Source organism: Agromyces sp. H66, from assembly GCF_004959775.1.
Lineage (GTDB): Bacteria > Actinomycetota > Actinomycetes > Actinomycetales > Microbacteriaceae > Agromyces.
In genome coordinates, this window is record NZ_SJZG01000008.1 from 109,418 (window position 1) to 133,561 (window position 24,144).

Annotated in this window: 23 protein-coding genes; 17 read left to right on the plus strand and 6 right to left on the minus strand. The window is 69.0% G+C overall.

Going from position 1 to position 24,144, the window contains the following annotated elements:
* Positions 1-85 precede the first annotated feature (85 nt).
* From EZM51_RS14385 to EZM51_RS14400, 4 genes are all read left to right on the plus strand, one after another.
* Entirely contained in the window at positions 86-439 is a 354-nt protein-coding gene (locus EZM51_RS14385; RefSeq protein WP_136708998.1) for a helix-turn-helix transcriptional regulator, read from the plus strand.
* The gene (locus EZM51_RS14390; protein WP_136708999.1) at positions 436-1,179 is read left to right on the plus strand and encodes a hypothetical protein; all 744 of its coding nucleotides are present in this window, start codon (positions 436-438) and stop codon (positions 1,177-1,179) included. Before EZM51_RS14385 ends, EZM51_RS14390 begins: the two co-directional genes overlap by 4 nt.
* On the plus strand, positions 1,176-1,913 hold the full coding sequence (locus tag EZM51_RS14395; RefSeq protein WP_136709000.1) for a hypothetical protein: 738 nt from the start codon (positions 1,176-1,178) through the stop codon (positions 1,911-1,913). Before EZM51_RS14390 ends, EZM51_RS14395 begins: the two co-directional genes overlap by 4 nt.
* 406 nt (positions 1,914-2,319) lie before the next feature.
* Positions 2,320-4,590 carry a family 78 glycoside hydrolase catalytic domain gene (locus EZM51_RS14400; RefSeq protein WP_136709050.1) on the plus strand — a complete coding sequence of 757 codons (2,271 nt, stop codon included), beginning with the start codon at positions 2,320-2,322 and terminating at the stop codon, positions 4,588-4,590.
* Positions 4,591-4,667: 77 nt separating this feature from the next.
* On the opposite strand, the gene EZM51_RS14405 is transcribed toward EZM51_RS14400, so the two are convergent.
* From EZM51_RS14405 to EZM51_RS14420, 4 genes are read right to left on the minus strand one after another with little or no spacing between them, the layout of a single operon-like run.
* Positions 4,668-5,609, minus strand: coding sequence for a U32 family peptidase (locus tag EZM51_RS14405; protein WP_136709001.1), 942 nt, complete (start codon positions 5,607-5,609; stop codon positions 4,668-4,670).
* Positions 5,606-6,664, minus strand: coding sequence for a Gfo/Idh/MocA family oxidoreductase (locus EZM51_RS14410; protein WP_169053920.1), 1,059 nt, complete (start codon positions 6,662-6,664; stop codon positions 5,606-5,608). Before EZM51_RS14410 ends, EZM51_RS14405 begins: the two co-directional genes overlap by 4 nt.
* Positions 6,601-7,455 carry a cyclase family protein gene (locus tag EZM51_RS14415; RefSeq protein ID WP_136709003.1) on the minus strand — a complete coding sequence of 285 codons (855 nt, stop codon included), beginning with the start codon at positions 7,453-7,455 and terminating at the stop codon, positions 6,601-6,603. The genes EZM51_RS14410 and EZM51_RS14415 overlap by 64 nt, the downstream gene beginning before the upstream one ends.
* Positions 7,456-7,514: 59 nt before the next feature.
* Positions 7,515-8,237 carry a GntR family transcriptional regulator gene (locus EZM51_RS14420; protein WP_136709004.1) on the minus strand — a complete coding sequence of 241 codons (723 nt, stop codon included), beginning with the start codon at positions 8,235-8,237 and terminating at the stop codon, positions 7,515-7,517.
* Positions 8,238-8,363: 126 nt separating this feature from the next.
* On the opposite strand from EZM51_RS14420, the gene EZM51_RS14425 reads away from it, so the two are divergent.
* The 9 genes from EZM51_RS14425 to EZM51_RS14465 all read left to right on the plus strand — a co-directional run bounded on the left by EZM51_RS14425 (position 8,364) and on the right by EZM51_RS14465 (position 18,445).
* On the plus strand, positions 8,364-9,440 hold the full coding sequence (locus tag EZM51_RS14425; protein WP_136709005.1) for a sugar ABC transporter substrate-binding protein: 1,077 nt from the start codon (positions 8,364-8,366) through the stop codon (positions 9,438-9,440).
* Between the two features lies 1 nt (position 9,441).
* Positions 9,442-10,443, plus strand: coding sequence for an ABC transporter permease (locus tag EZM51_RS14430; RefSeq protein WP_136709006.1), 1,002 nt, complete (start codon positions 9,442-9,444; stop codon positions 10,441-10,443).
* Positions 10,440-11,201, plus strand: coding sequence for an ATP-binding cassette domain-containing protein (locus tag EZM51_RS14435; RefSeq protein WP_136709007.1), 762 nt, complete (start codon positions 10,440-10,442; stop codon positions 11,199-11,201). Before EZM51_RS14430 ends, EZM51_RS14435 begins: the two co-directional genes overlap by 4 nt.
* Positions 11,202-11,272: 71 nt before the next feature.
* Complete coding sequence (locus EZM51_RS14440) at positions 11,273-12,370, plus strand: mandelate racemase/muconate lactonizing enzyme family protein (protein ID WP_169053921.1); 1,098 nt, start codon at positions 11,273-11,275, stop codon at positions 12,368-12,370.
* A gap of 12 nt (positions 12,371-12,382) precedes the next feature.
* Entirely contained in the window at positions 12,383-14,503 is a 2,121-nt protein-coding gene (locus EZM51_RS14445) for a DUF6259 domain-containing protein (protein WP_136709009.1), read from the plus strand.
* Positions 14,500-15,876: an aldehyde dehydrogenase family protein gene (locus EZM51_RS14450; protein WP_136709010.1), complete on the plus strand. Its 1,377-nt coding sequence runs from the start codon at positions 14,500-14,502 to the stop codon at positions 15,874-15,876. Before EZM51_RS14445 ends, EZM51_RS14450 begins: the two co-directional genes overlap by 4 nt.
* Positions 15,873-16,307 carry a helix-turn-helix transcriptional regulator gene (locus EZM51_RS14455; protein ID WP_136709011.1) on the plus strand — a complete coding sequence of 145 codons (435 nt, stop codon included), beginning with the start codon at positions 15,873-15,875 and terminating at the stop codon, positions 16,305-16,307. Before EZM51_RS14450 ends, EZM51_RS14455 begins: the two co-directional genes overlap by 4 nt.
* Positions 16,308-16,364: 57 nt before the next feature.
* A complete protein-coding gene (locus EZM51_RS20610) occupies positions 16,365-18,008 on the plus strand; it encodes a haloalkane dehalogenase (RefSeq protein ID WP_169053922.1) in 1,644 nt (547 codons plus the stop codon).
* Positions 18,005-18,445 carry a nuclear transport factor 2 family protein gene (locus EZM51_RS14465; RefSeq protein ID WP_169053923.1) on the plus strand — a complete coding sequence of 147 codons (441 nt, stop codon included), beginning with the start codon at positions 18,005-18,007 and terminating at the stop codon, positions 18,443-18,445. Before EZM51_RS20610 ends, EZM51_RS14465 begins: the two co-directional genes overlap by 4 nt.
* Before the next feature lie 95 nt (positions 18,446-18,540).
* Here EZM51_RS14465 and EZM51_RS14470 read toward each other — a convergent pair whose 3' ends face one another.
* Positions 18,541-19,278, minus strand: coding sequence for an SDR family oxidoreductase (locus EZM51_RS14470; RefSeq protein ID WP_136709013.1), 738 nt, complete (start codon positions 19,276-19,278; stop codon positions 18,541-18,543).
* Positions 19,271-19,906, minus strand: coding sequence for a TetR/AcrR family transcriptional regulator (locus EZM51_RS14475; RefSeq protein WP_136709014.1), 636 nt, complete (start codon positions 19,904-19,906; stop codon positions 19,271-19,273). Before EZM51_RS14475 ends, EZM51_RS14470 begins: the two co-directional genes overlap by 8 nt.
* 207 nt (positions 19,907-20,113) lie before the next feature.
* Between EZM51_RS14475 and EZM51_RS14480 the strand changes: the two genes are divergently transcribed.
* The 4 genes from EZM51_RS14480 to EZM51_RS14495 all read left to right on the plus strand — a co-directional run bounded on the left by EZM51_RS14480 (position 20,114) and on the right by EZM51_RS14495 (position 24,144).
* On the plus strand, positions 20,114-21,469 hold the full coding sequence (locus EZM51_RS14480) for an MFS transporter (protein WP_136709015.1): 1,356 nt from the start codon (positions 20,114-20,116) through the stop codon (positions 21,467-21,469).
* Positions 21,470-21,530: 61 nt separating this feature from the next.
* Positions 21,531-22,466: a 3-carboxyethylcatechol 2,3-dioxygenase gene (locus EZM51_RS14485; protein ID WP_136709016.1), complete on the plus strand. Its 936-nt coding sequence runs from the start codon at positions 21,531-21,533 to the stop codon at positions 22,464-22,466.
* Positions 22,463-23,353 carry an alpha/beta hydrolase gene (locus EZM51_RS14490; RefSeq protein ID WP_136709017.1) on the plus strand — a complete coding sequence of 297 codons (891 nt, stop codon included), beginning with the start codon at positions 22,463-22,465 and terminating at the stop codon, positions 23,351-23,353. The genes EZM51_RS14485 and EZM51_RS14490 overlap by 4 nt, the downstream gene beginning before the upstream one ends.
* Positions 23,350-24,144, plus strand: a complete 795-nt coding sequence (locus EZM51_RS14495) for a fumarylacetoacetate hydrolase family protein (RefSeq protein WP_136709018.1) — start codon at positions 23,350-23,352, stop codon at positions 24,142-24,144. Before EZM51_RS14490 ends, EZM51_RS14495 begins: the two co-directional genes overlap by 4 nt.

The following is a 24,144-nucleotide window of genomic DNA, read 5'->3' on the forward strand; positions in this document are numbered from 1 at the left end:
ACGCTAGCATATGGGCAGATATCTTCCTATAGCCGACCACGATATCTTCCTATACTTCTCGTCGATATCTTCCTATGCTGGGTGCATGCCACGCAGACGGGAAGGGCGGCTGGTCGACCTCGAGGTCGGCATTCTCGGCTCGGGTATCGAACTCCAGGCCGAGGACGGCGATTTCTACGGCTTCGCGCTCGCCAAGCGCATGGCGGATCGCACCGGAGCCACGGCGCTCACCGCGCACGGCACCCTGTACAAGGCGCTCGCCCGCCTCGCCGAACGCGGCCTCGTCGAGTCGGTGTGGGAGGATCCGGGCATCGCCGCGAACGAGGGTCGTCCTCGACGGCGGCTCTACCGGGTGACCGGCGCGGGAGCGGTCGCCTATCGGGCGGAGACGGAGCAGCGGGCCACGCCCGCACCGAGCCCGAGAACCGCCTTCGCATGAGTCCCGTCACGTTCGGGCCCGGCGAGGGGGTCGAGCTCGAGGCATCCGCTCGCACTCGTCACCAGGCGGCTGGGAGCGTCGACGGAGCGGTGCTCGCGTGGTGTCGGTGGTACACCGCCGACCTGCCCGAGGATGTCGCGGCCGAGCGCCGGGCCGAACTCGCCTCCGACCTGTATGAGGAGCGCGAGCACGCGGGCGCCCGGGCGACGGGGTCGATCCTCTGGAGGGCGATCCGCGGCATCCCGGCCGACCTGGCTTGGCGTGGGTCGCGGCTGCGCCGCGCCGCGCTCGGCGCACCGAGGGGCACGTTCCCGATCGCGATGCCGACGCTCGCGCACCTGGCCGCGATCGCACTCGTCGCCTGGGGCGGGTTCATCGTCTGGCGCATCGCGCGCAGCCTGCTCATCGGCGACTGGCGCGGCGCGGCCGACGTCGCCGAGCTCTCGGTCGTCGGCCTCGTCTTGGCGCTCGTCGGGTCATGGCTGCTCATGGTCGCCCGGCGGCGCGCGTTCGCCGGCCTCGTGCTCGCGGTCGCGGCGTACCTGCTCATTCGCTTCGGCACCTATGCGCTCATGGAGACGAGCCTGACCTTCACGGCGTACTTCTCGACCTCGACCGCGCAGATGGTGCTCCTGAACCGGGTCGCGACCGGAGCGGCCGTGCTCTTCTTCCTCTCGATGGCCGCGTGGTGGTCCTCACCGAACGCGGCCGCCGGTCGGTCGGAGGAGGCGTCGTCGTGAACGTCAGGCGGCTGGCCGCCCCGGTCGCGATGGCCGGCATCGCGGTCTGCGCCGCCGCGGTCGCCCTCACCGTCACCGGTGCGTTCGGGATCTCGCTGTTCGAGCCGCCGGGTACCGAAGTCGTGGCGGCGGGCGAGACCGGGGGCCTCGACGGCGAGGAAGCGAGCGGGGCCACCGTCGACCCACCGGCCACGGAGCTGTTCCACTCCGAGCTCGTGTCGATCGAGGACCAGTCCGAGTACATGGGGCGCGAGCAGGTCATCGCCGAGTGCATGGCCGAGAAGGGCGTAGACTACCTGCCCGCGGCGCCGTGGCTCAATCAGGATCGGCAGCCGCGCGGGCTGAGCTACGAGCAGTCGATCATCTGGCTCAACGCGTTCTACGGCGAGGCGCGCGAGTCCTGGTCGGCGCCCGCTTCAGACTGGCAACGGCGAGGATGCCTTGGGGTGGGCGATCACGCCGTGGAGGTCGCCCGGGCGGCCGGAACCCCGCTCTCCGCGCCCCTGCCCGAACCCGACCCGAACGCGTTGACCGAGGAGGAGGAGTGGGCGGCGTTCCAGGAGGCGATCGCGTCGTGCATGGCCGAGGAGGGCTTCGGTGCGTTCGACGACGGCACGGACGAATGGTGGGACGCGATGTACGGTGACGCAGGCACCGGTGCCGCCTATCGCTGGGAGGACGCGGGATGCGACGGTTACGCCGTGCACGTGACCGGTAACGACAACATGCATTGAGCGTTCGGGCGCGGCATCCGCTCGCCGATTGTTCCGGTCGCGGGCGGCAGCGCGTTCGCCGGTCCACCTTCTGCATATCGACCCGGCAGAGAGCGACGAGTCAGTCGATGATCCGTTGAGGGCTGCGGTGCGCATGGACTCCGCTGAACTCGTTCCGCCGATCGGAAGCGGGCTCGTCCGATCGAGTACCTCGAGATCGAGTGCTCCGCGGCGCCGACACCATGATCCGAATGTCGTCGAAGTGATATTGGATTGCAAGCACTATGGGCGAACACGTGGAACGGCCGGCCCGGCCGAGGAATCGGCATTAATGCGGATGCCGACGAGCGACGATCCTGCTTACCGTGTATCGGTGACCGCCGTTGAGATGGAGTCCGCCCTGCCGATGATCGCGTGGCGTGCCCGCATGATCGCCGCCGACACCGACTTCGACGGTGCTCCGTTGTTCCGGGGGGAGTTCCAGCTCGATGACGGGCACGGGGATGTCGTGGCGGCCACGTTGCGCGTGTCGGCACTGGGGGTCGTCGAGGCTTGGGTGAACGGTTCCGCGGCCTCCGACGAACTGCTCACGCCGGGATGGACGAGCTATGAATGGCGCGTGCGCTATGCGGAGTGGGATGTCACTGCGCTCGTCGCCCCGACGACGGTGATCGGACTCGCGGCCGGCAACGGCTGGTACCGGGGACGCCTCGGTTGGACCGGGGGATCCGGATACTACGGTGACGAACTCGGGGCGTTCGCCGAACTCCGCGTGAGCTTCGCGGATGGACATGTGCAGGTGGTCGGCACCGACGACTCGTGGACGGCCGGACCTTCGCCCACGACCGCCAACGACCTCTACGACGGTCAGAGCATCGATGCCCGCCGGCGCAGCGATGCGTGGCTGCGACCCGGCTTCGACCACGATGCCTGGAGTGGTGTGCATGCGCTCGACTTCGACGTCGCGCGGCTCACGCCATATCTCGGGCCGCCCGTGCGACGGCAGGAGGCGATCGCACCGGTGCGAGTCTGGGAATCCGACCGGGGAACGGTGCTCGTCGATTTCGGGCAGAACCTCGTCGGCTGGGTTCGTGTCGAGGTCGCAGGCGAGGAGGGCAGCACCCTCACGTTGCATCATGCCGAGGTGCTGGAGCAGGGTGAACTCGGAACGCGGCCCCTCCGCACGGCGGACGCAACGGATCGATACACCCTGTCGGGCGGGTTCGACGTGTTCGAGCCGACGTTCACGTTCCACGGATTCCGCTATGCGGAGGTCGAGGGCTGGCCGGGGGGTGCGGCGGCACTCCGCGCGCATGGCGGGCTCGCCGCCGTCGTCGTGACGTCCGACCTGCGGAGGATCGGCCGATTCGCGACATCCGACCCACTGCTCAATCGCCTGCACGAGAACGCCGTCTGGGGCATGCGCGGCAACTTCCTCGACGTGCCGACCGACTGTCCCCAACGCGATGAACGTCTCGGCTGGACAGGTGACATCGCCGTGTTCGCGCCCAGCGCTGTGTTCCTCGCGGACGCGGGCGACTTCCTGAGGGACTGGCTGCACGACCTCGCCCTGGAGCAGCAGCATCACGACGGGCGGGTGCCGTTCGTCGTGCCCGATGTCGTCAAGTACATCGACCATGGATCGTCCCTTCTCAAGGATGAGACGACCGCGATCTGGAGCGACGCCGCCGTCTGGGTGCCGTGGGCGGTCTGGATGGCGTACGGCGATCGCCGGGTGCTGGAGGAGCAGTGGCCGTCCATGGTCAGCCATGCGCGGCGCGTACGGGGGCTGCTGTCGCCGAACGGTTTGTGGGACACGGGTTTCCAGTTCGGCGACTGGCTCGACCCCGATGCGCCGCCCTCGGCTCCATGGGAGGCCAAGGCGGATCGCGGAGTGGTCGCGACGATCTGCGCGTACCGGACGGCATCACTGGTCGCGCGTGCCGCCGGTGCGCTCGGCGAGGACGCAGCCGTCCGCGAGTTCCGGGGGATGGCCGAGGGACTCCGCGCCGCATTCACGCAGCACTACCTCGACTCCGGCCGGATCGTGAGCGACTGCACGACCGTGTACGCGCTCGCGATCGCGTTCGACATCCTCGAGGAAGCCGATCGCCGTGCGGCCGGGGCGCGGCTCGCGGAACTCGTTCGTGCGAGTGGACACCGCATCTCCACCGGTTTCGCCGGAACCCCCTACGTCATGGACGCGTTGACTCGAACGGGGTACCTCGACGACGCGTACCGGCTCCTGCTGCAGCGGGATTGCCCGTCCTGGCTGTACCCCGTGACGATGGGTGCGACCACCATCTGGGAGCGTTGGGATTCGATGCTGCCCGACGGCAGCATCAACCCCGGCGAGATGACGAGCTTCAACCACTACGCGCTCGGTGCTGTCGTCGATTGGCTGCACCGGACGGTCGGAGGCCTGGCTGCGCTCGAGCCCGGGTACCGACGCATCCTCGTGGCGCCCCGGCCCGGCGGTGGGATCGACTGGGCCGAGACGAGCCTCGAGACGCCGCACGGCAGGGCAGCGGTGCGGTGGTCCGTCGAATCAGGAACGTTCACGGTGGTCGCCGAGGTGCCGGAAGGAACCGCCGCGGTGCTTCGGTTGCCCGGCGTGGCTGACGAATCAGTCGGGCCCGGCCGGCACCGTCGATCGGTGCGCCTCCCGGTGGACCTGTTCTCCGTCACCGCCGGCTGACTGGGGGAACGACCCGACAGCGGGCCGTTCCCCTCCCCACCGGCGTTCCCCGTTCGGCCGCCGGATACGCAGGCGCATCACGACACGGGCAGCGCCAAGCCGGCGGCGTGCGGTCGGGAGAAGGCGATCTCGGCTCCAGAACGCTCGACCTCGTCGAGACCGAGGCGCGCCCGGCGCACACGACTCCGGGCGAGCGAGATCGTCGTCGCCTCGAGGTGGCTTCCCGATGGGTACACGTCCGGTGCGTTGCGCAACCCGAACTTCACGTACATCGGCGCCGCCGCGGCGATGAGGTCGGCGATCTCGTGGTGTCGGACGAACCCGCCGATGTTGTCGGGCGCCTCGACGTACACGTCGAGTGGCAACGAGGTCGCCCTGCGCAGGCTTGCGATCTGCGCCAGGGTGAGGTCGGTCGGCACGTTGATGGTCGAGGCGCCGAGCCGTTCTGCGACAGCGGCCGTCGCGGCATTCGCGATCGGCAGCATCACCGATGTCTTCGCCTGCATGTCAGCCGGGAGGTCGCCGCTCCGCTTGAGCTCGCCGAACACTGCGAGAACGCCGAAGTCCGCCACGAGCACGCTGCGGATACCGAGGTCGGCCGCGCGGCGGATCTGGTTGACGGCGGCAGCGAGTTGCTCGGGTCCTCGTGCCGCCGCGGCGATGGCAGCGCCTGCGGCCGAGGAGCTCATCGCGGAGGCATCCCAACCTGCACCGGGCCGCGCGAACAGCGAGACCTCCACCCCCGCGGATGCGGCGATGTCGGCCATCCGCCGGATCTCGCGATCGGTGAGCATACCCACACCGGACCCCTGCGACGCCCGGGTCACCGGGACGTCGAGCCGTGCTGCTTCGTCGAGGACCGCCTCGAGGCACGCCGGCCCTTCGACGCTGGGGATCTCGACTCGGGCGGGAGCTCCGTCGGGGAAGGACTCCGCGGACCGTTGCAGCGGTGCCCACGGGTCGTGCTCGAGGGTCGAGCGCAGGTCTCCTCGGGGAACGATCGTCGTGGCGCTGGTCATGTCTGGTCCTCTCTGTCGGTCGGCGGGCGGATGCCGCGAGTGGTCGTTGCGTTCATCGAGACGGCGTCGATGACCTCGGCGACCACGGCGGCGTCGTCGAGGGTGGAAGCCGGTTCGGCCTCGCCGCGGAGCACGTCGCGGAACGCGCGAGCCTGATGCTCGTAGGTCTCGACGTACAGCGGCATGCCGAAGGTGAAGGGGCCGTCGGGGTCGATGGTCGTGGCGCTGCGCCACGAGTACGACGTCGTTCCCGTCGTCCCGAGCGCTTTGACCGAGAAGGTGCCCGGGTCGGGGCCGAGGTCGTCGACCGCGAACGTGCCGTACAGCATCGCAAGCGTGCCGTCGTCGTACTCCCATACCATCCACGCCTGGTCGTCGGAGTCGAGCCGGGACCATCCGGTCGTGGACACGCCGCCGTGCACCCGGTCCGGCCGGCCGAGGGTCGCAAGTGCGATGTACGCGTGGTGCACCATGACTTCGCGGAGCACCCCTCCGTAGTGACCGGCGAGTTCCTCGTCGTGGCGAATGGCGTACGAGATATGGAGTGACCTGGTCCTGCCGATCATGCCGTCGTGCACGTGCCGGACGAGTCTGGCGCACTCGGGCTGGTGAAGGTAGTTGTGGCCGGGGATGATGACCACTCCTGCCTCTCGCGCGACGCGTTCGAGCGCGCGAATCTCGTCGGGGTGCTCGGCCACGGGCTTCTCGACGAAGACGTGCTTGCCGGACCCGATCGCCCGTCGTGCGATCGGCAGGTGCACGGCGGTCGGCGCGGCGATGAACACGGCATCGACGTCGTCGGCGTCGAGCAGCTCGTCGATACCGGCGCCCCGGGCGTCGAAGCGTCCGGCGAGGTCGGCGGCCCGCTCGGCTCGCATGTCGGCGACGCCGACGAGTGCGAGGCCGGGAACCGCAGCGATCGCGCTCGCGTGCAGTCGGCCGGCGGCGCCGGCGCCGATCAGGCCGATACGGATCGGGCCGTTCGTCGCGGTCAGCACATCAGCACCGGTCGCACCCAGGAGCCCGTTGCGCCGGTGATCTTCAGCGGCAGGCACACGAGCATGCCCACGGCGACCTCGTCGTCGGCGACCTCTTCGAGCGTGAGGTTCTCGATGAGGTGCACGCCGCGATCGACGAGCATCGCCTTGTGGGTGGTGTGTGATTCGTCGGGGAACGGCAGCGGTTCGGTCCCGGTGGTGTCGGTGCCGAGCACGGCCATGCCCTGCTCGTGGAGCCAGATCGCTGCGTCCGGTCCGATGCCGGGTTGTGCTGCCTGGTAGGCGTCGGGATCGCTGAGGTACTGGCGCGACTTGCCGGTGCGAATGCAGACGATGTCACCGAAGCGGATGGACAGCTCGGTCGCATCGAGCACTCGCCGGATGTCGTCGACAGTGACCTCGTATCCGTCGGGCAGCGGGTCGCGTCCGAGGACTCCGGCGACGTCGAGCACGAGAGCACGGCCGACGATCGGCGGCACGCGCTCCATGCCGTGCACGCTGAATCCGCGGTCGCGGCGGACGTCGCCCACCGCGGCGCCGCCGAAGATCCGGCCGTTCGCGGAGACGTGGGCGAGTCCGTCGATGTGGGTGCTCACGTGGAGGGCGCCGGTGATCGTCTCGGCGGCGAACTCGTGCGCGTGCCCGGCACGCACGCATTCCTCGGGCGTCGTGCGCCAGGTGAACGAGAACGGCGTGAACGCACCGGGGGCGCCCTGCGGCACCCGCTCGCTGAGTTCCTGGCCGAGGTCGTACACGCGACCGGTGCGCACCAGTGCAGCCGCGTCTCGCACGTGCTCGTTCGTCAGCCTGGACAGGGCGCCGTGGGTCATCGTCGACTCGTCGGGCAACCGGGTCTCCTCTCAGTCGGTCCGACTGGCGGTCGTTCACTGCCAGTCAGTCGTTGGTGTCAACGCTCCGGTGCCTCGGTCTGCAGGACCGGAAGCAGATGCGACAGCCGCTTCTCCGCCCGACGGATGTGCTTGTCGCTGAGAAACACGAACAACTCGCCGTCGCGGTCGTTCAGCGCGTCGACGAGCGCGTGGTGCTCGGCCTGCGCCTCGTCGAAGTCGATGACGCCGACCCCGGTGTAGAGCCGACTGACGTGGAGGTGGAAGTGCAGGCTCTGCCATGCCGAGAGCAGGAACTCGTTCCCCGACAGCCGCACGATCTCGCGATGCAGGTCGCTGTCGAGCCGGCTGAACGCGGAGTACTGCTCGTACGAACCGCGATGCTCGATCGAATTCATCCGGTCGACCAGCTCGGCGAGGCGATCGACGTCGGACTGCTGGAGGTCGCGCACCCAGGCCAATGGCCGGTCGTCCGCTCCTCGGGCGGCCGCCATCTCGATGGCGTGGCGTGCCGAGAAGAGTCGGTGGAACGCCGAGGAGTCGAGCAGCGGAGCGACGCGGTACCCGCGGTTGGCGTCGGCCCGGGCGAGGCCGACGGCCGCAATGCGGTTCAGCGCCTCACGCACGGGCGTGATGCTCATCTCCAGTTCGCTGGCCAGAGCATCGATTCGAAGGTAGTCGCCGGGTTCGACATCCTGCGCGAAGATCCGTTCCGCGATGAACTCGAAGGCCTCGTCGACACGCGAGGGCCTGGCCCGGCCTGGGACCGTGAGTGTGCTCATAGGAATACATCATGCATCTTCTGGAGGCGAATCTCAATCCTTGCCGTCAAGAATGAGGCTTGTGCAACCCGATCATGCATGATATTCCTTCTGTAACCCGACTCCCCTTTGACAGGAGGCTCCAACGTGAAGCACATCTCCGGGCTGTCGTCCGCCCTGGCCATCTCAGCGACGGTGCTGCTGATGGCCGGTTGCGCGACCGCCTCGAACGATTCCGCAGAACCCGCCGCGGCGGCCGGCGAAGGCCGGTACACGCAACAGGACGTGACGGATGCCACCGGCATCCACGATGTGACATCCGTGTTCTCGGTGCCCAAGCAGCTGCCCGACGACCTGAACCTCGCCTACATCAACCCGTCGCTGGCGACATCGTTCTTCAAGGCGATGAGCGATGGCTACAAAGCCGCTGCCGACTTCTACGGCGTCGACCTGCACGAGGCAGACCTCGGCAACTTCAATTTCGCCGACGCGGTGAACAAGTACGACACGCTTGCCGTCTTCGAGCCCGAAGTGGTCGGCATCCTCACGCCGTCCGGCGCCGGGCTCGTCGACCGCACGCGAGCCGACGGCGTGAAGCTCCTCGCGAGCGGCATCCCCATCGAGGGCGCCGACGGTTTCATCGGTACTCCCGAGCGCGAGACCGGGATGCTCGCCGGAACGGTGCTCGCGGACGGCGTTGCGCCGCTGCTCGAAGACGAGTGGGCGGGTCGCGAGCTCGTGTTCGTCGGTCTCGGCCAGGCCGCGATCCCGACGACGATGGAACGCGTCGAGAGCGGCCTCGAGGGATTCGAGGCGGCCGGCATTCAGCCGGCCTCCGCGGAGTTCCCCGATCTCGGCAAGTCGGCGACGGTCGCCGACGGGACTCGCATCATGGCGGACTTCCTCACCGCGCATCCCGATCAGGTGCTCGCGGTGGTCGCGATGAACGACCAGGCGGGCGTGGGTGCCCTGCAGGCGGTCCAGGCCGCAGGTCGCCAGGACGACGTTCGCATCGTCACGATCGGCGCCGATGAGGTCGGCCGGTCGGCCTTCAAGAACGACGACGGCATCATCGTGGGCGAGGTCGACCTGAATCCGTGGGGTGCGGGTTGGCGATGGGTCGAAGCGGCGATCGCCCTCTCGATGGACGAGGAGTTCGTCATTCCGGCACCCGACCGCGTCATCACTCGCGACAACGTCGCCGAGTTGTACCCGGAGGACTGACATGACCGCGACCACCGTCGCCCAGCAGGGCACCCCGCCCACCTCACCGCCGCCGAAACCGAAATCGGATCCCATCGACCGCATCCTCGACGTCGGGATCTACATCGCCCTCGGCGTGCTGGTCATCGTGTTCAGCATCGCGTCTCCGTATTTCCTCACGGTGGGCAACCTCCTGAACATCGGGCAGGCCGTGGCCCAGACGGGCATCCTCGCCGCAGGTGTCACGATCGCGCTCATCGCCGGTCAACTCGACATCTCGTTCGGTTCGGTCATCGCGGTCACGGCCGTGCTGGTCGCCGTGCTCACCGGAGCCGGACTGCCCGCGGCGGTGGCCGTGCTGGGGGCGGTGGTCGCAGGACTCCTCGTCGGCATCCTCAACGGCGTGCTGATCGTGAACCTGAACATCTCCAGCATCATCAGCACCCTCGCCGTGGGCACCGCCGTCACCGGCGCGGCGTACCTCCTCGCGAACGGACAGGTCATCCCTCTCCCGGATCCCGCCGCGTTCAGCTGGGTGAACGTCAGGGTGTTCGGCCTCCCGGTGCCGATGCTCATCGCCATCGCGGTCTACGTCGCGGGATGGGTGCTGCTTGCGAAGACGAAGCTCGGCGCCCACATCTACGCCGTGGGCGGCAACAGCTCCGCCGCACTTCGCGCCGGGATCCCCGTCAAGCGCATCTACTACACGGTGCTGGTCATCAGTTCGTCGCTCGCGGTGCTCGCCGGGGTGATCGTCCTCGGGCGCACCGGAGCCGGGGATCCGAGTTATGGAGCGGCCGACATGTTCACGGTGCTCGGTGCTGTGCTGCTCAGCGGCATCGGCCTCGGTGGCGGCACGGGGTCGGTGCAGCGCACCTTCGTGGGTGTGCTCATCATCGGCGTGCTCGCCAATGGCCTCGTGCTGCTCGGGGTGCAGTCCTACTACCAGCAGCTCGTCAACGGCGCCGTGCTCGTGCTCGCCGTCGTGATGGAAGCGATCCGACGGAAGAGGCGATCACGATGACCATCGACCGCGTTCCCACAGGCGCCCCCCTGCTTTCGGTGCAGGGGATCTCCAAGTCGTTCGGCCACATCCAGGCGCTCACCGATGTCAGCTTCGACATCGCGCCGGGTGAGGTGCTCGCACTGCTCGGCGACAACGGCGCCGGCAAGTCCACCCTGATCAAGATCCTGAGCGGCCTCTACGCCAACGACACCGGCGAGATCCGCATGCGCGGCATCCCGCAGCGATTCCATTCGCCGGCCGATGCCAAGGCCGCCGGCATCGCCACCGTGTACCAGGATCTCGCGCTCGTCGACACCAGGGATGTCGCCGCCAATCTCTTCCTCGGGCGGGAGTACACGAAAGGCCCCTTCATCGACGTCAAGCGCAACGTCGCGGAGAGCCGTCGGGTACTCGAGGGCCTGAAGCTGGGACACCTACCGGCCAGCGGCGTCGCGGTGGGCGTGATGTCAGGGGGGCAGCGACAGGCCGTCGCCGTCGCCCGAACGGTCGTCTCCGGCGCCGAACTGATCATCATGGACGAGCCGACGGCAGCGCTCGGAGTCAGCGAATCCGCGAAGGTGATGGACCTCGCCCACGAGCTGCGAGACAGCGGATGCGCCGTCATCATCATCAGTCACAACCTGCAGCAGGTCTGGGACTTCGCCGACCGCTTCGCGGTCCTCCATCTCGGGCGACTGGCCGGCATCCGACGACGAAGCGAGACCACCGTGGAGGAGATCGTGCAACTCATCGTGTACGGGGCGGGCGAGGCATGACCACCGAGCTGCAGGAAGTCCCTCACGCCGGACGGACGACGGGTTCTCGTATCGAGCGTATCGAAACCTATGTGCTCCGCCCCCCGTTGCGTCGACCGCTCTCCGACTCCATCTACGACCGCACGCACTGGGTCGTCCCGGTCGTCGAGATCACGACCGCCGATGGGCTGGTCGGCACCGGGTACTCCGGGCTCTGGACGGGTGAGGACTTGGTGGTCCGTGCGATCGTCGAGTACCTGGCGCCACGCCTGCGCGGCGCGGACGCCGCGCTCATCGGTGCGATCTGGCAGGACGCGTACTGGTCGCCACTGCACTGGGTGGGCCGGGCGGGTGTCGCACACATGGCTCAGGCGATGGTCGACATCGCGCTCTGGGACCTGGCGGCACAACGCGCAGGCATGCCACTGTGGCAATTGCTCGGCGGGCGGCATCCCGTGCTCGAGACCTACAACACCGACGGCGGGTGGTTGAACTTCACGGTCGACGAACTGATCGACGACATGCAGGGCATGGTCGAGGCCGGCTGGACGAAAGTGAAGATGAAGGTCGGCGGGCCGTCGCTCCGAACCGATCTCGCCCGCGTCGCCGCAGTCCGCGAGGCACTCCCCGCCGACGTCGAACTGATGGTCGACGTCAACCAGCGCTGGGATCGCGTCACCGCGCTTCGCGCACTACGTCCCCTCGCGGACCTCGGCATCGGATGGCTCGAGGAGCCGCTACATCCCGACGACGTGCTCGGGCACGCCCGACTCGCGCAGACCGGCGCCCTTCCGATCGCGCTCGGCGAGAGCGTCTACTCGGCCGAGAGCTTCGCCACGTTCCTCGATGCCGGTGCGGTGGATGTCGTGCAGGTCGACGTGACTCGGGTGGCCGGCATCACCGAGTGGCTACGCGTGGCGCATGCCGCGCAGGAAGCCTCACGATGGGTCGTCCCGCACGCGGGCGACATGATGCAGGTCCACCAGCACCTCATCGGCGGCGTCGGTGCCGGTCGAGAGGCCATGGTCGAGTACCTCCCCTGGGGCCTCGAGCTGTTCGCCGAGCCCGTGCACGTGGACCGCGGGCGACTGCGACTCCCACTGACGCCGGGAGCGTCCACACGGATCAGCGCCGAGGCGAGGGAACGCTTCGAGGACCGCGAGAACCGACCGACCCCGCACGGAGACTAGGAGCATCACGCGATGACCGGATCGATCGACTTCGCCGACGAGCACATCAGACTGTCCTTCGGCCACCAGACCGGTGTCCTGCTCGCCCTCGAAGACGCCGTCGCGGGGACTTCCTTCGTGGTCGAACAGACGCTGGCCGAGAACTGGCGCCTTCTGATACCGCTGCCCGAACTCCGGCACCACTACGTCAGCGGGCGGGAACAGCTGCTCTCGTCGTTCGACGTCGGCGACGGCGAGCTGCAGCTGACCTGGCACGGGATCCGAAGCGATGTCGTCGGCGACCTCGACATCGACGTGACGCAGACCTGGCGGTTCGCGCGCACGGGCGTCGAGGTCGTCACCGCACTGCGCAACGGAAGCCCTCATCAGGTCGAGGAGGTCGTGTCGCCCGCCCTTGGCGGGCTCGGTCGCCCCGACGAGGACGAGTGGAAGCTGCACCATCCCGGGCCGCTCGGGCCCGGCGACGAGTTCGAGGTCTTCACGGAGTTCCCCGGGACCTACCTCGGACCGCGAAACCCCGTCTGGCTCCTCCCGTACCACACGAAGTCCGGCATGCCGTGGGTCGATGTCTACGCCAAAGGTGCACGGCGCGGTCTCTACCTCGGCATCCACGATCCGGCCGGTGCGCACGCGGTGTTCCAGCTCCAGCTCTTCCCGGGCCCGGTGTACCGCGGCGACCGGCAGGTCTGGCCAGACCCGACCGTCCTCGGCCAGGAGACGCCCATCGGGCTCACGGCGGCATGGTCGTCGTTCCCCTTCCTGACGACCGGAGGCACGTGGACGTCGGCACCCGTGGTCCTGCGATTCCACGACGGCACATGGTGGTCCGGCGCGCGCATCTTCCGGGAGTGGTGGGACGAGCACTTCGACCCCGCTCCCCGCAGCTGGCTGGCCGAGGAGGATGCCTGGCAGTCGACCATCATCAGCTATCCCGACGGGGAGATCGGCTTCCGGTACTCGGATCTCCCTGCGCTCGCCGAAGATGCGCGGACGGCCGGCATCCGCGTCATCCAGATCTGCGGCTGGCATGACGGGGGCCTCGACCGGAACTACCCCGACTACTCCACCGACCCCCGGCTCGGGACGTCAGAGGAATTCACCGAGGCGCTGCGGGCCTGCGAGGAGCTCGGCGTGAAGGTGCTCGTGTTCGGCAACCTCCAAGTGGCGAACCTCGAGACCCCCGAGTGGGAGTCGCTCCGCGGCTACGCCATCACCGACCCGCACGGCCATCACTACGCCACGGTGGGTTGGGACTACAACACCACCACCGGGATCGAGCAGCTGTCCGGGTACCGGATGGCATGGATGAACCCTGCGCACGACGGATTCCGCGAACGCTGGATGAGGGAGATGCGCGGCATCCTCGACCGGCATCCCGCGGGCATCCAGCTCGACAAGGTACTCGGCGGTGGATTCTTCGGCATGGACTACAACCCCGACGCGCCCGGAACGCCGGCCACGACGCTTGCCGTCGGACTCCAGTCCGCGATGGAGGAGCTGCTCGAGGAGGGGCGACGCGAGCGGGAGGACTTCTGCCTCGCCGCCGAATCGCACTGGGATCGCACGCCTCGGTTCGCGAACGCCTCGTACGCGCGCTACTTCACGGGTGACCACCTGCCGACGTTCGCCGCGGTCTTCCCCGAACACCGGCAGACGTGTGCGGTCACCGGCCCGCACGACTTCGGGCTCGTGAACAACTCGCTCAGGTTCGGGCACATCATCTCGCTGGAACCGGCCTGGATGCACGGCTCCGCATCGGACGTGCCCGTCACCTCCGAGTACGTGCGTCGCGCACTCGAGTTCCGCCGCGGCCTCCGAGGGTGGATCTGGGAGAGCTCGCTCGTCGACCCGTGGGGATGGATCGTGGAGGAGCCCGACGCGGTGTCCTCGTCCGCCCATGCGTCCTGGGACGGACGTGGCGAAGCGCTCGTGCTGAACCACTTCGAGACCGGCGCCCGGACGGTGCGGATCCGGCGCCGAGCCGACGCCGGCGAGCTGCTCACCGTGCACCGCATCGGACTTCCCCCGGAGCCGCTCACCGGTGAGGTGACGATCGCGCCCGACGAGGTCGTCGTCGTGACCGCCGCGGTGCCCGGATCCGACGCCGCCGCGCGCGAACGGGGCACACGATGACCGAGCCGGCATCGACCGCAACGGCCCGGAGCGCCGTGCCCGCAGACACCACGGCCGACGCCCTGGCCGCCTTCACTCGTCGCGCCGCGCTTGCGGCCCCGACGCTCGCCGTCGCGCACCCCGAGACGCGTCGGTCCTGGCTCGAGCGCATCGCAGACCGCATCGAGGGGTCACGCGCAGAACTGCGCGAGGTGGCCGCCGCCGAGACGGCGCTCGCCGAGGATCGTCTTGACGCGGAACTGGACCGCACCGTGCATCAGTTGCGCTTCCTCGGAGCGGAGGGCGTGCGTGCTGCGGCCGCCGAGGTCGTCGAGCAGGGCTTCCTTCGACGGACCCGCCCGATCGGCCCGGTCGCCGTCTACGCAGCGGGGAACTTCCCGTTCGCGTTCTCAGTCGCGGGCACCGACACCGCATCGGCGCTCGCCGCCGGATGCCCGGTGGTGGTGAAGACCCATCCCGGCCATCCCGAGACGTCCGCCATGACCGCGGCGCTGGTCGGGCAGGCGCTCAGCGATGAGGCATCCGTCGACGGAGCGTTCGCCGTGGTGAACGGCTTCGATGCGGGGGTCCGGCTCGTCGGCGACCCCGCGATCCGTGCCGCCGCGTTCACCGGCTCGCCGTCCGGCGGACGTGCACTCTTCGACGCCGCGACGAGGCGACCCGACCCCATTCCCTTCTACGGTGAGCTGGGGAGCATCAACCCGGTCGTGATCACGAGCGCCGCCCTCCGCGAACGGAGAGCCGAGATCGCGCAGGGATTCGTCGACTCCTTCCTGCTCGGGAGTGGACAGCTCTGCACGAAACCGGGTGTCGTCTTCCTCCCCGCGGACCACGAATTCGAGGGGCTCCTCCGGAGGGCGATCCGTCGACGCTCGGCGAATCGGCTGCTCACCGAGGCGATCGCGTCGGCCTTCGATGCCAGTCTCGGCGCGGCCACCGCGGTCGCCGAAGTCGTCTGCACGGGCGGTGCGGGGACGGTGCTCAAGACGGATCTGGCGACCTTCCGATCCGCGCCGCAGTTGGCGGACGAGATGTTCGGTCCTGCGGCCGTCCTCGTGGAGGTCGGCAGGGACAGGGACCTGGTCGACGCGCTCTCATCGATCGAGGGCTCGCTCACGGCGACCATCCACGCAGAACACGAGGATGCGGAGCTTGCGCGACGCCTGGTCACGGTCGCCACGCGCATCGCCGGACGCGTCGTCTGGAACGGGTGGCCCACCGGAGTCGCGGTCAACCGCGCGATGCATCACGGCGGGCCGTGGCCGTCGACCACGTCGCCGTTGCACACCTCGGTCGGCGCCGCTGCACTCGACCGCTTCCGCGTGCCCGTCGTCTACCAGGGCGTGCCGGACGGGTTGGTGCCCGCCGGATGAAGCTCAAAGCCGATCGAGACCTCGACGAGATCATGGCACTCATGCGACGCCATGGCGCCGAGCGATTGCCCTTCCTCTGGAGATTCGATCAGATCTGGTTGGCGGTCGAGATCGACGCGCTCCGGCGGGCCGGCCACGGGCCCCCGTCGTTCGACGTTCGCCTTCGGGCGCATCCGACCGAGCTTCCATCCGGGCTCACGCCCGCTGAACTCGATGTGCTCACGCAGCTCATCGTGCGCGACACCGACGCCGAGATCGCGACGGCGCTGCGGGTGAGCGTCCGAACGGTGCACACGCACGTCGCCCGCGTCCGCCGCAAGCTCGGACTCGGCCGGCCCCAAGCGGCGGCGCGCGCCCTCGTACGCGGCTGGTACTGCCCGCAGGGGCCGGGGGCCTCCGCGATGGAAGCCATCCTCGCGCTCAGGAACTGAGCGCTCGGACGACCCCGCCCCCGACCCGACCGGACCTGAGACAAGGAAGTACTGCACATGAAGACGACCCTCACCCACGTCGGCACGGCGACGGTGATCATCGAGTTCGGGGGCATCCGGTTCATCACCGATCCCGTGCTCGACCCGCCCACCGAGTACGACCTCGGCCCGATCACGCTCCGCTCGACCGAGGGCCCCGCGCTGACCCTCGAGGAACTCCCCGACATCGATGCCGTCCTCCTGAGCCATGACGAGCACGTCGACAACCTCGACGCGACCGGCCGAACCCTGCTCGCCGGGCGCCCGACCGTGACGACCGTGGCTGCAGCCGGCCGGCTCGGCGAATCCGCGATCGGGCTGGCACCCTGGGAGTCGACGGAACTCACCTTCCGTGGGCGGTCGGTCAGGGTCACCGCAATGCCGGCGGACCACGGAGACACCGGCGCGGAGGTCATCGGCTTCGTGCTCGAATCGCCGGATGAGGATGGGGCGCTGTATCTGAGCGGTGATACCGTCTACGACTCGGCACTCGACGTGATCGGGCAGCGGTTCGCCATCGGCATCGCCGTCCTCCACCTCGGCGCTGCACGAATCGCGGCGCTCGGCGACGAGCTCATCACGATGGACGGTGCGCAGGCCGCGGAATTCGCCGGGTTCCTCGCGGCGGACGTCGTCGTCCCGATCCACTTCTCCTCGTGGGATCACTTCACCGAAGGGTCCTCGGAGATCACCGCCGCCTTCGGAGCCGCAGGCCTCGCCGGCCGACTGCGGTGGCTGCGTCCAGGCACGGCCGAGTCGATCGAGGTCGACGCTCGCGGGCCGTTCGCGGTCGAGCCGTATGCGACGAAGAAGCGCGTCCTCGCCCACGGGCGGGAGATGGCCGTGATCGACGAGGGGGCGGGACCGGCGTTCGTGTTCGTGCACGGCGACATCATGTCGTCGTACCTCTGGAGGAATGTCCTGCCTCACGTCCGTCCGCTCGGTCGGGTCGTCGCGGTGGACCTCATCGGCGCCGGCGACTCCGAGAAGCTCCCGGACTCCGGCCCCGGACGCTACTCGTTCACCGAACACGCACGCTACCTCGACGGGCTCCTGCAGCACCTCGACCTCGGCGCCGACGTCACCCTCATCGGACACGACTGGGGGTCGAACCTCGCCATCGACTGGGCGATGCGCAACACGTCGCGCGTGCGCGGGATCGTGTTCGGCGAGGCGATCCTGCCGCCGTTCGAATGGTCGGACTGGCCCGAGCCGATCCGACCGGAGTTCGAGTTCCTCCGCACTCCAGACGGCGAGCGCGCCGTGCTCGAGGAGAATCGCTTCCTGAACAACGTGCAACGGGCCGTGTTCCGGCCCATCTCGAGCGTCGAGCTCGACGAGATCGCGCGCCCCTATGCCACCCCCGGCGAAGGGCGACGCCCCACCCTCGAGTGGCCGCGTTCCGTGCCGCTGGGCAACGTCGATACGCCCACCAAGGCTGCCCTGGAAGCCCAGGCGGATTGGATGACCCGGTCGGCCATCCCCAAGCTGCACTACCGCGGCGTGCCGGGTGCGGTCTGCAACGGTCGGCGGGCGGAGACCATCGCGGGGTTCGCGAACCTCACCGAGATCGGCGTCACCGGCACCCACTGGACGCCCGAGGACGACCCCCACGGGATCGGACGAGCGATCGCCGATTGGGTGGAACGGGTGCTGCGGTGACCGCCGACGCCGAACCCGCGGCGCTGGGAACCCGAGGGACACGGTCCGGTTCGGACCGTGACGATCTCCGGCAGATCCTCGACGTCGTCGCCGACTACGTCGAGGGATTCGAGACCGGGAACGCAGCGCGACTCGCGCAGGCCATGCATCCGGCCTGCCGGCTGACCGCAGCGATCGACGGTCGGCTCGTGACCCTCTCCCGCGACGACTTCATCGCGGCCGTCTGCGGGTCGGGGGTGTGCGAACCGGGTGCGCCCGTGCTCCGCCGACGCGAGGGCGAAGGTGTGCTGCTCGTGTCGATCGGTACGGCGAGCACCGCGTTCGTGCGCGTCGCCGACGCGGACGCGGAGGCTGCCTACATCGACGATCTGCAACTCCTCCGGCTCGAGGACGGGTGGACGATCATCGCCAAGTCGTGGCATCCGGAGCCTCGTTGAGCGCGAGCGGGGGCACCGAGTCTCTCAGCCGTTGATGACCTGTGGCACGGCATCCATTGCGTTGGCGTGCGCGCAGTGCGCCCCCGCAGCGCTGGTCAGATCGAGCGGGTCTCCCCGCCGTCGGCACGCAGGTTCTGGCCCGTGATGTACGCCGACTCCTCGGTGGCGAGGAAGCGGATCACACGAGCCAACTCGGCGGTGCTCTGTGCGCGGCGGAGGGGGATGCCCTCCGTCCACTCCGCGGGCACGGCCGACGGATCGTCCTTCGTGAGACCGGGGAGCACGTTGTTCATGCGGACGCCCTGGGGACCGTACTGCGTGGCGTAGAGCTTCGTGAACGACGCCAGCGCCGCGCGCAGCGTCGCAGACACGGGGAATGCCGCGCTCGGCTCGAGCGCGCCGGCAGTGGACACGTTCACGATCGCGCCGCCGCCCGCGGCGACGAGGTGCGGCGTGGCGAGCCGCGCCATGCGCACGACGTTCATGAGGTACAGGTCCATGCCGGTGAGCCACTCGTCGTCGGTGAGCTCGAGGATCGGTCCGCGCGCCGCGTGCCCGCTGCTGTTGATCACGACGTCGATGCGGCCGAAACGGGAGATGGCGAGGTCGACGACGGCTCGCAGCGCCTCGGGGTCGGTGTTCGATCCGTCGACACCCGCCCCGCCGAGCGATTCGGCGAGTTCGCGGGCGCGTCCCGAGGGCGACATCGCGACGACCCTGTAGCCGTTCGCCGCGAACTCGCGGACGCAGGCCCTGCCGATGCCCGAGCCGCCTCCGACGACGATCGCGACCTTCGCACTGGCGGGATCCGGCGCGGCGGGGGTGTCAGGCATTGGCGAGCTCCATGATCCGCGTGTTGATGAGGTATTCGAGGGCGTCCGCGGCCATGTCGGCGGCGCGTTCGAAGTCGGTGTCGTCGCCCGCGGCCGCCGCGACGCGGAAGCCGTCGGTGAGGGCGCGGCCCATGCGTGCGATGTCGAACGCGAGGTCGCGCGCGGCATCCTCCTGCAGAGCCGGGAACTCGTCCTGGAGGCGGCCGGCGATGAGCTCGAACATCTCGGCGCGGATGGCGAGGTACCGCTGGCGCGCCAGGTTGTCGGCGAAGCGGCGCTCGAACGCGAACACCAGGCCGATGCTCCAGAAGGCCGCGGCGGGATCCGTGGACCCACCGGACGCCGCGGCGGAGGACGCGATGCTGCGCCGCAGCCGGTCCCGCATGGTGCCGCTCGGCGGGTTCACCTCCTTCCACACCTCGAAGCAGTAGTCGAGCAGCTCGACGAAGAGCTGCTCCTTGTTCTGGAAGTGCCAGTACACGGAGCCGATCGGCAGACCAGACGCGCGTGCGACGGCCGCCATGGTGGTGCCCTCGTAGCCCGCCTCGACGGCAAGCGACAGCACACCCTCCAGGATCGCGCGCTTGGATTCGGCCGACGCCTGATGGGTCGTCTTCCTCGCGGCCATGGAGCCTCCTCGAGTCGTGTGGCGTGAGCGCCGCACTGGACGGGTCGAATTTGACAGTACGGATGTCGTGCACTCATGATATCCACATATTCTAGAATTACGGTTCTAGAGCCGACCTTCCAGATTCGTGTTCGAACATTCGGACTCGTGCCACCCGGAGACCGACGAAGAAGCGGTCCACCCGATCCCAGAGACAGAGAGGCCTCCATGAGGATCACCGAGCACATCGCCGGCTCGCGCATGAGCGGGCTGCAGATCCGGACCGTCATCATCGCGATCGGCCTCGTGGTGCTGGACGGCTACGACGTGGCGCTCGCCTCCTTCGCGGCGCCGTACATCGAGCAGGACTTCGGCGTGTCGAAGACGGCTCTCGGCCTCGTGCTGTCCGGCGCCCTCATCGGCATGCTCATCGGCTCGATCGTGGTCGCCCCCTTCGCCGACCGCATCGGCCGCCGCAACATGGGGGTGCTCGCGACCTCGACCATCGCGCTCGGCATGCTCATCGGCCCGTTCGCCAATGCCGAGATCGGCACCGGGCTGCTCGTGGTGAGCCGCATCGTCACGGGCGTCGGCATCGGCGCGCTGGTGTCGGTGATCGGCGTCATCCTCGCCGAGTACACCGGCCGACGGGTCTACGCCCTCGTGATGGCGATCTATGCGGCCGCGATCAACATCGGCGGCTTCCTCGGCTCGCTCATCGTCGGACCCATGCTCGGAACGAACGGCTGGCAGTTCGGCTGGTGGGTCGGCTTCGTCCTCAGCGTGTTCGCCGCCGTCGCCACCTTCTTCCTGCTGCCCGAGTCGCTCGCCTGGCTGGCCGAGGGCCGCCGCGCCGACTCCCTGCCGCGCCTGAACGTGCTCCTCAGGAGGATGGGCCAGCCGACCCTGGCCGCCCTCCCCGAGTCCGAGGACGAGGTCGTCAAGCAGACCGGCGCGATCCGCACGATCGCCCGCGGCCCGCTGCTCTGGCAGACGCTCCTCATGGTCGTCTCGTACGTCGCCTTCATGGTCAGCTTCTACTTCATGACCACCTGGTCGCCGGCGACGGTCGCGGGCGCGAACCAGAACCCCGCACTCGCGCCGCAGCTCGTCATGGCGTTCAGCCTCGGCGGAATCCTCGGCAACGTCGTGTTCGGCGTCATCGGCAACCGCGTCAACGTCCGCATCCTGACGCCGGTCTTCCTGGTGCTGGCCACGGCCGCACTGTCGTTCTTCGGCCTCAACGGCCCTGCGTTGCCGGGCGCGTGGTGGGCGCTGTTCGTCGCGTCCTTCTTCGTCTCCACGGGCACCGCCGGCTTCTACGCCATCGTCCCGACCCTCTACCCGACGCTCGCCCGCTCGACCGGCTACGGGATCGTCATCGGCATGGGTCGCTTCGGCGGCATCATGGCGCCCATTCTCGGCGGGATGGCCTTCGACGCAGGCTGGGGCATGGGGACGGCTTTCACCGTCTTCGCCCTGCCGATGCTGGTCGCCGCCGCGGGCGTGCTGATCCTGCACCTCGGCCTCAAGCGCTCCTCGCGCCGCCCCGCAGCGGCCGAGCGCCTCATCGCGGCACCCTGATCCGTCCCGGATCAGCGCCGCTCTTCAGAACCGCAGTCCAGAAATAGAAACGGAGCCAGCAATGTCGATCGCCGTCGCCGCCCTGTCCCACGCGCCCTCCTTCGGCAACGTCGATCCCGGCGGGACCACGTTCGCCGAGATCACCGAGGCCATCGATGAGGTCAAGGCGTTCGTCGCCGACTTCGACCCCGAGGTGATCGTGGTCTTCGGCCCCGACCACTTCAACGGTCAGCTGTACTCGAACATCTCGCCCTGGGTCGTGGGCGCGCAGGCCGAGGGCATCGGCGACTACGGCACCACCGAGGGCCAGATCCCCGTCGACAGCGAGACCGCCCGCGAGCTGCACCGCCTGGTGCTCGAGCAGGGCATCGACATCGGCCGTTCCGAGCGCATGAAGGTCGACCATGGCGTACTGCAGCCGGTGAACTTCCTGTTCGGCACGGAGTTCACCCAGCCGATCATCCCCGTGTTCGTCAACTCGCTCGGGATTCCGCTGACGCCGATGAAGCGCGTACGCCTGATGGGTGAGGCGTTCGGCCGGGCGGCCCAGCAGCTCGACCGGCGCGTGCTGTTCATCGCATCGGGCGGCATCTCGCACGACCCGCCGATCCCGCGCTGGGAGGGAGCTCCCGGCACCCTGCAGGAGCGGCTCATCGACTATGCGCCCACCCCAGAGGAACGACGCGCGCGCGAGAACGCGATCGTCTCGTCGATCCAGAAGATCGCCGACGGCGGCGGTTCCAGCGATCCGCTGAACGAGGAGTGGGACAGCCTGCTGCTCGACACCTTCCGCTCCGGCGACCTGACCCCGGCCGACACGTGGGACAACGCCTGGTTCCTCGCCGAGGGCGGGTCCGCGGCGCACGAGATGCGCAGCTGGCTCGCCGCGTACGCCGCGCTGTCGACCGGCGGCGCGTACGAGTTCCCCGTCGACCACTACTGGGCGGTCAAGGGCTGGGCGGCCGGCTTCGCGATCCAGGCGGCGCGCACGGCATGAGCGGCCTGTCCACCTTCTGGGAGGCGGTCGCGGACCTTCCGCATCTCCTGCACTACGTGCACGTCGGCGCCTGGCGCACGCGCGTGCTCGAGATCGAGCCGGTGGGCAGCGAAGCCGGATCGGAGACGGTCGTCCTCGCGAACGGCACCAGCGGCCACATCGAGGCTTGGACCCAGAACGTCCGCGCGTTCGCCGAGGCCGGCTTCCGGGTGATCGGGTACGACTACCCGGGTCACGGCTACACGACGCTGACGGATCACGACCTCGAGATCCCCGAGTACGAGCAGCACCTCATCGACCTGCTCGACACGCTGGGTCTCGACCGGGTGCACCTCGCGGGCGAGTCGCTCGGCGGATGGCTCGCGGTGAAGTTCGCCGAGCACCACCCCGAGCGCCTGCGCACGGTGATCCTGAGCGCGCCCGGCGGGCGCGTGGTCGGCGAGCAGAAGGTGGACAAGGCGCAGTCGGTGAGCGTGCAGGCGGTCACCGAGCCCACGTTCGAGAACGTGCGGAAGCGTCTCGAAGTCGTCATCCACGATCCGGAGAAGATCACCGACGAGCTCGTCGAGGTGCGCCGCGCGATGTACGGCCAGGACCCGACCGGGCAGAACATGGCGCACATCTCGGTACTGCGCCGACCCGAGCCGCGCTGGCGCAACCGCATCACCGATGAGGACTTCGCCGCGATCCCGGTGCCCGCTCTCTTCGTCTGGACCGACCACGAACCCACCGGAGACGAGGCGGAGGGGCGGCGCCTCGCGGAGCTCATCCCCGACGGCGAGTTCCTGCTCGTCGAAGGAGCCGCCCACTGGCCGCAGTGGGAGGGGGCCGATGTGTTCAACGCTGCGGCGGTCGCCTTCCTCCAGAAGCACAGGAGCAACGAATGACCGTCGACACCGAGACCGTCAAGGCCATCGCGCGCGAACTGCACGATGCGAAGGAAGCGGTATACACCGTCCCCTACGTGAGCCCGCGCCTGCCCGATCACGACCTCGACTCGGCGTACGCGATCTCCGAGGAGTTCGCGTCGCTGCGCGAACGCGAGCTCGGCGTACGCCGGGTCGGCCGCAAGGTCGGCCTGACGAACCCGCTCGTGCAGCAGCGCGTCGGGGTGTTCGAGCCCGACTACGGGATCATCCACGACGACATGGTCTTCGAATCGGGGGTCGTGCTGCCCGCGTCGAAGTACAACCGGCTCCTCATCGAGGCCGAGGTCGCCTTCGTCCTGAAGTCCGACATCCTCGAGTCAACGCTCGAGAACGTCGCGGCGGCGATCGACTACGTCACCCCCGCCTTCGAGATCGTCGACTTCCGGTACGACGGCAGCGTCGGGCAGATCGTCGACACGATCGCCGACAACGCCGGATGCAGCGGCCTCGTGCTCGGCGAGGAGCAGCACCCGTACGGGTCCGTCGATCTCACGCAGGTCGAGATGGTCATCACCGCGGGCGACACCGAGATCACCCGCGGTGTCGGCAGCAACGTGCTCGGCGATCCGATCAACGCCGTTCAGTGGCTCGCCGAGACCGCGATCCGCACGGGGCATCCGTTGCGCGCGGGCGAAGTGCTGCTGTCGGGCTCGATCGGCTTCATCGAACCATGGCCGGCCGACGTCGAGTGCGTCGCCACGATCACCGGGCTCGGCCGCGTCACCGCGACCGTCGACTCGAACGCCTGA

Bases quoted from the DNA above. Each gene is read 5' to 3' on its own strand.
- EZM51_RS14385 (WP_136708998.1), top strand. From the start codon at position 86: ATGCCACGCAGACGGGAAGGGCGGCTGGTCGACCTCGAGGTCGGCATT.
- EZM51_RS14390 (WP_136708999.1), top strand. From the start codon at position 436: ATGAGTCCCGTCACGTTCGGGCCCGGCGAGGGGGTCGAGCTCGAGGCA.
- EZM51_RS14400 (WP_136709050.1), top strand. From the start codon at position 2,320: ATGATCGCCGCCGACACCGACTTCGACGGTGCTCCGTTGTTCCGGGGG.
- EZM51_RS14405 (WP_136709001.1), bottom strand. From the start codon at position 5,609: ATGACCAGCGCCACGACGATCGTTCCCCGAGGAGACCTGCGCTCGACC.
- EZM51_RS14420 (WP_136709004.1), bottom strand. From the start codon at position 8,237: ATGAGCACACTCACGGTCCCAGGCCGGGCCAGGCCCTCGCGTGTCGAC.
- EZM51_RS14430 (WP_136709006.1), top strand. From the start codon at position 9,442: ATGACCGCGACCACCGTCGCCCAGCAGGGCACCCCGCCCACCTCACCG.
- EZM51_RS14435 (WP_136709007.1), top strand. From the start codon at position 10,440: ATGACCATCGACCGCGTTCCCACAGGCGCCCCCCTGCTTTCGGTGCAG.
- EZM51_RS14445 (WP_136709009.1), top strand. From the start codon at position 12,383: ATGACCGGATCGATCGACTTCGCCGACGAGCACATCAGACTGTCCTTC.
- EZM51_RS14450 (WP_136709010.1), top strand. From the start codon at position 14,500: ATGACCGAGCCGGCATCGACCGCAACGGCCCGGAGCGCCGTGCCCGCA.
- EZM51_RS14455 (WP_136709011.1), top strand. From the start codon at position 15,873: ATGAAGCTCAAAGCCGATCGAGACCTCGACGAGATCATGGCACTCATG.
- EZM51_RS20610 (WP_169053922.1), top strand. From the start codon at position 16,365: ATGAAGACGACCCTCACCCACGTCGGCACGGCGACGGTGATCATCGAG.
- EZM51_RS14470 (WP_136709013.1), bottom strand. From the start codon at position 19,278: ATGCCTGACACCCCCGCCGCGCCGGATCCCGCCAGTGCGAAGGTCGCG.
- EZM51_RS14475 (WP_136709014.1), bottom strand. From the start codon at position 19,906: ATGGCCGCGAGGAAGACGACCCATCAGGCGTCGGCCGAATCCAAGCGC.
- EZM51_RS14480 (WP_136709015.1), top strand. From the start codon at position 20,114: ATGAGGATCACCGAGCACATCGCCGGCTCGCGCATGAGCGGGCTGCAG.
- EZM51_RS14485 (WP_136709016.1), top strand. From the start codon at position 21,531: ATGTCGATCGCCGTCGCCGCCCTGTCCCACGCGCCCTCCTTCGGCAAC.
- EZM51_RS14490 (WP_136709017.1), top strand. From the start codon at position 22,463: ATGAGCGGCCTGTCCACCTTCTGGGAGGCGGTCGCGGACCTTCCGCAT.
- EZM51_RS14495 (WP_136709018.1), top strand. From the start codon at position 23,350: ATGACCGTCGACACCGAGACCGTCAAGGCCATCGCGCGCGAACTGCAC.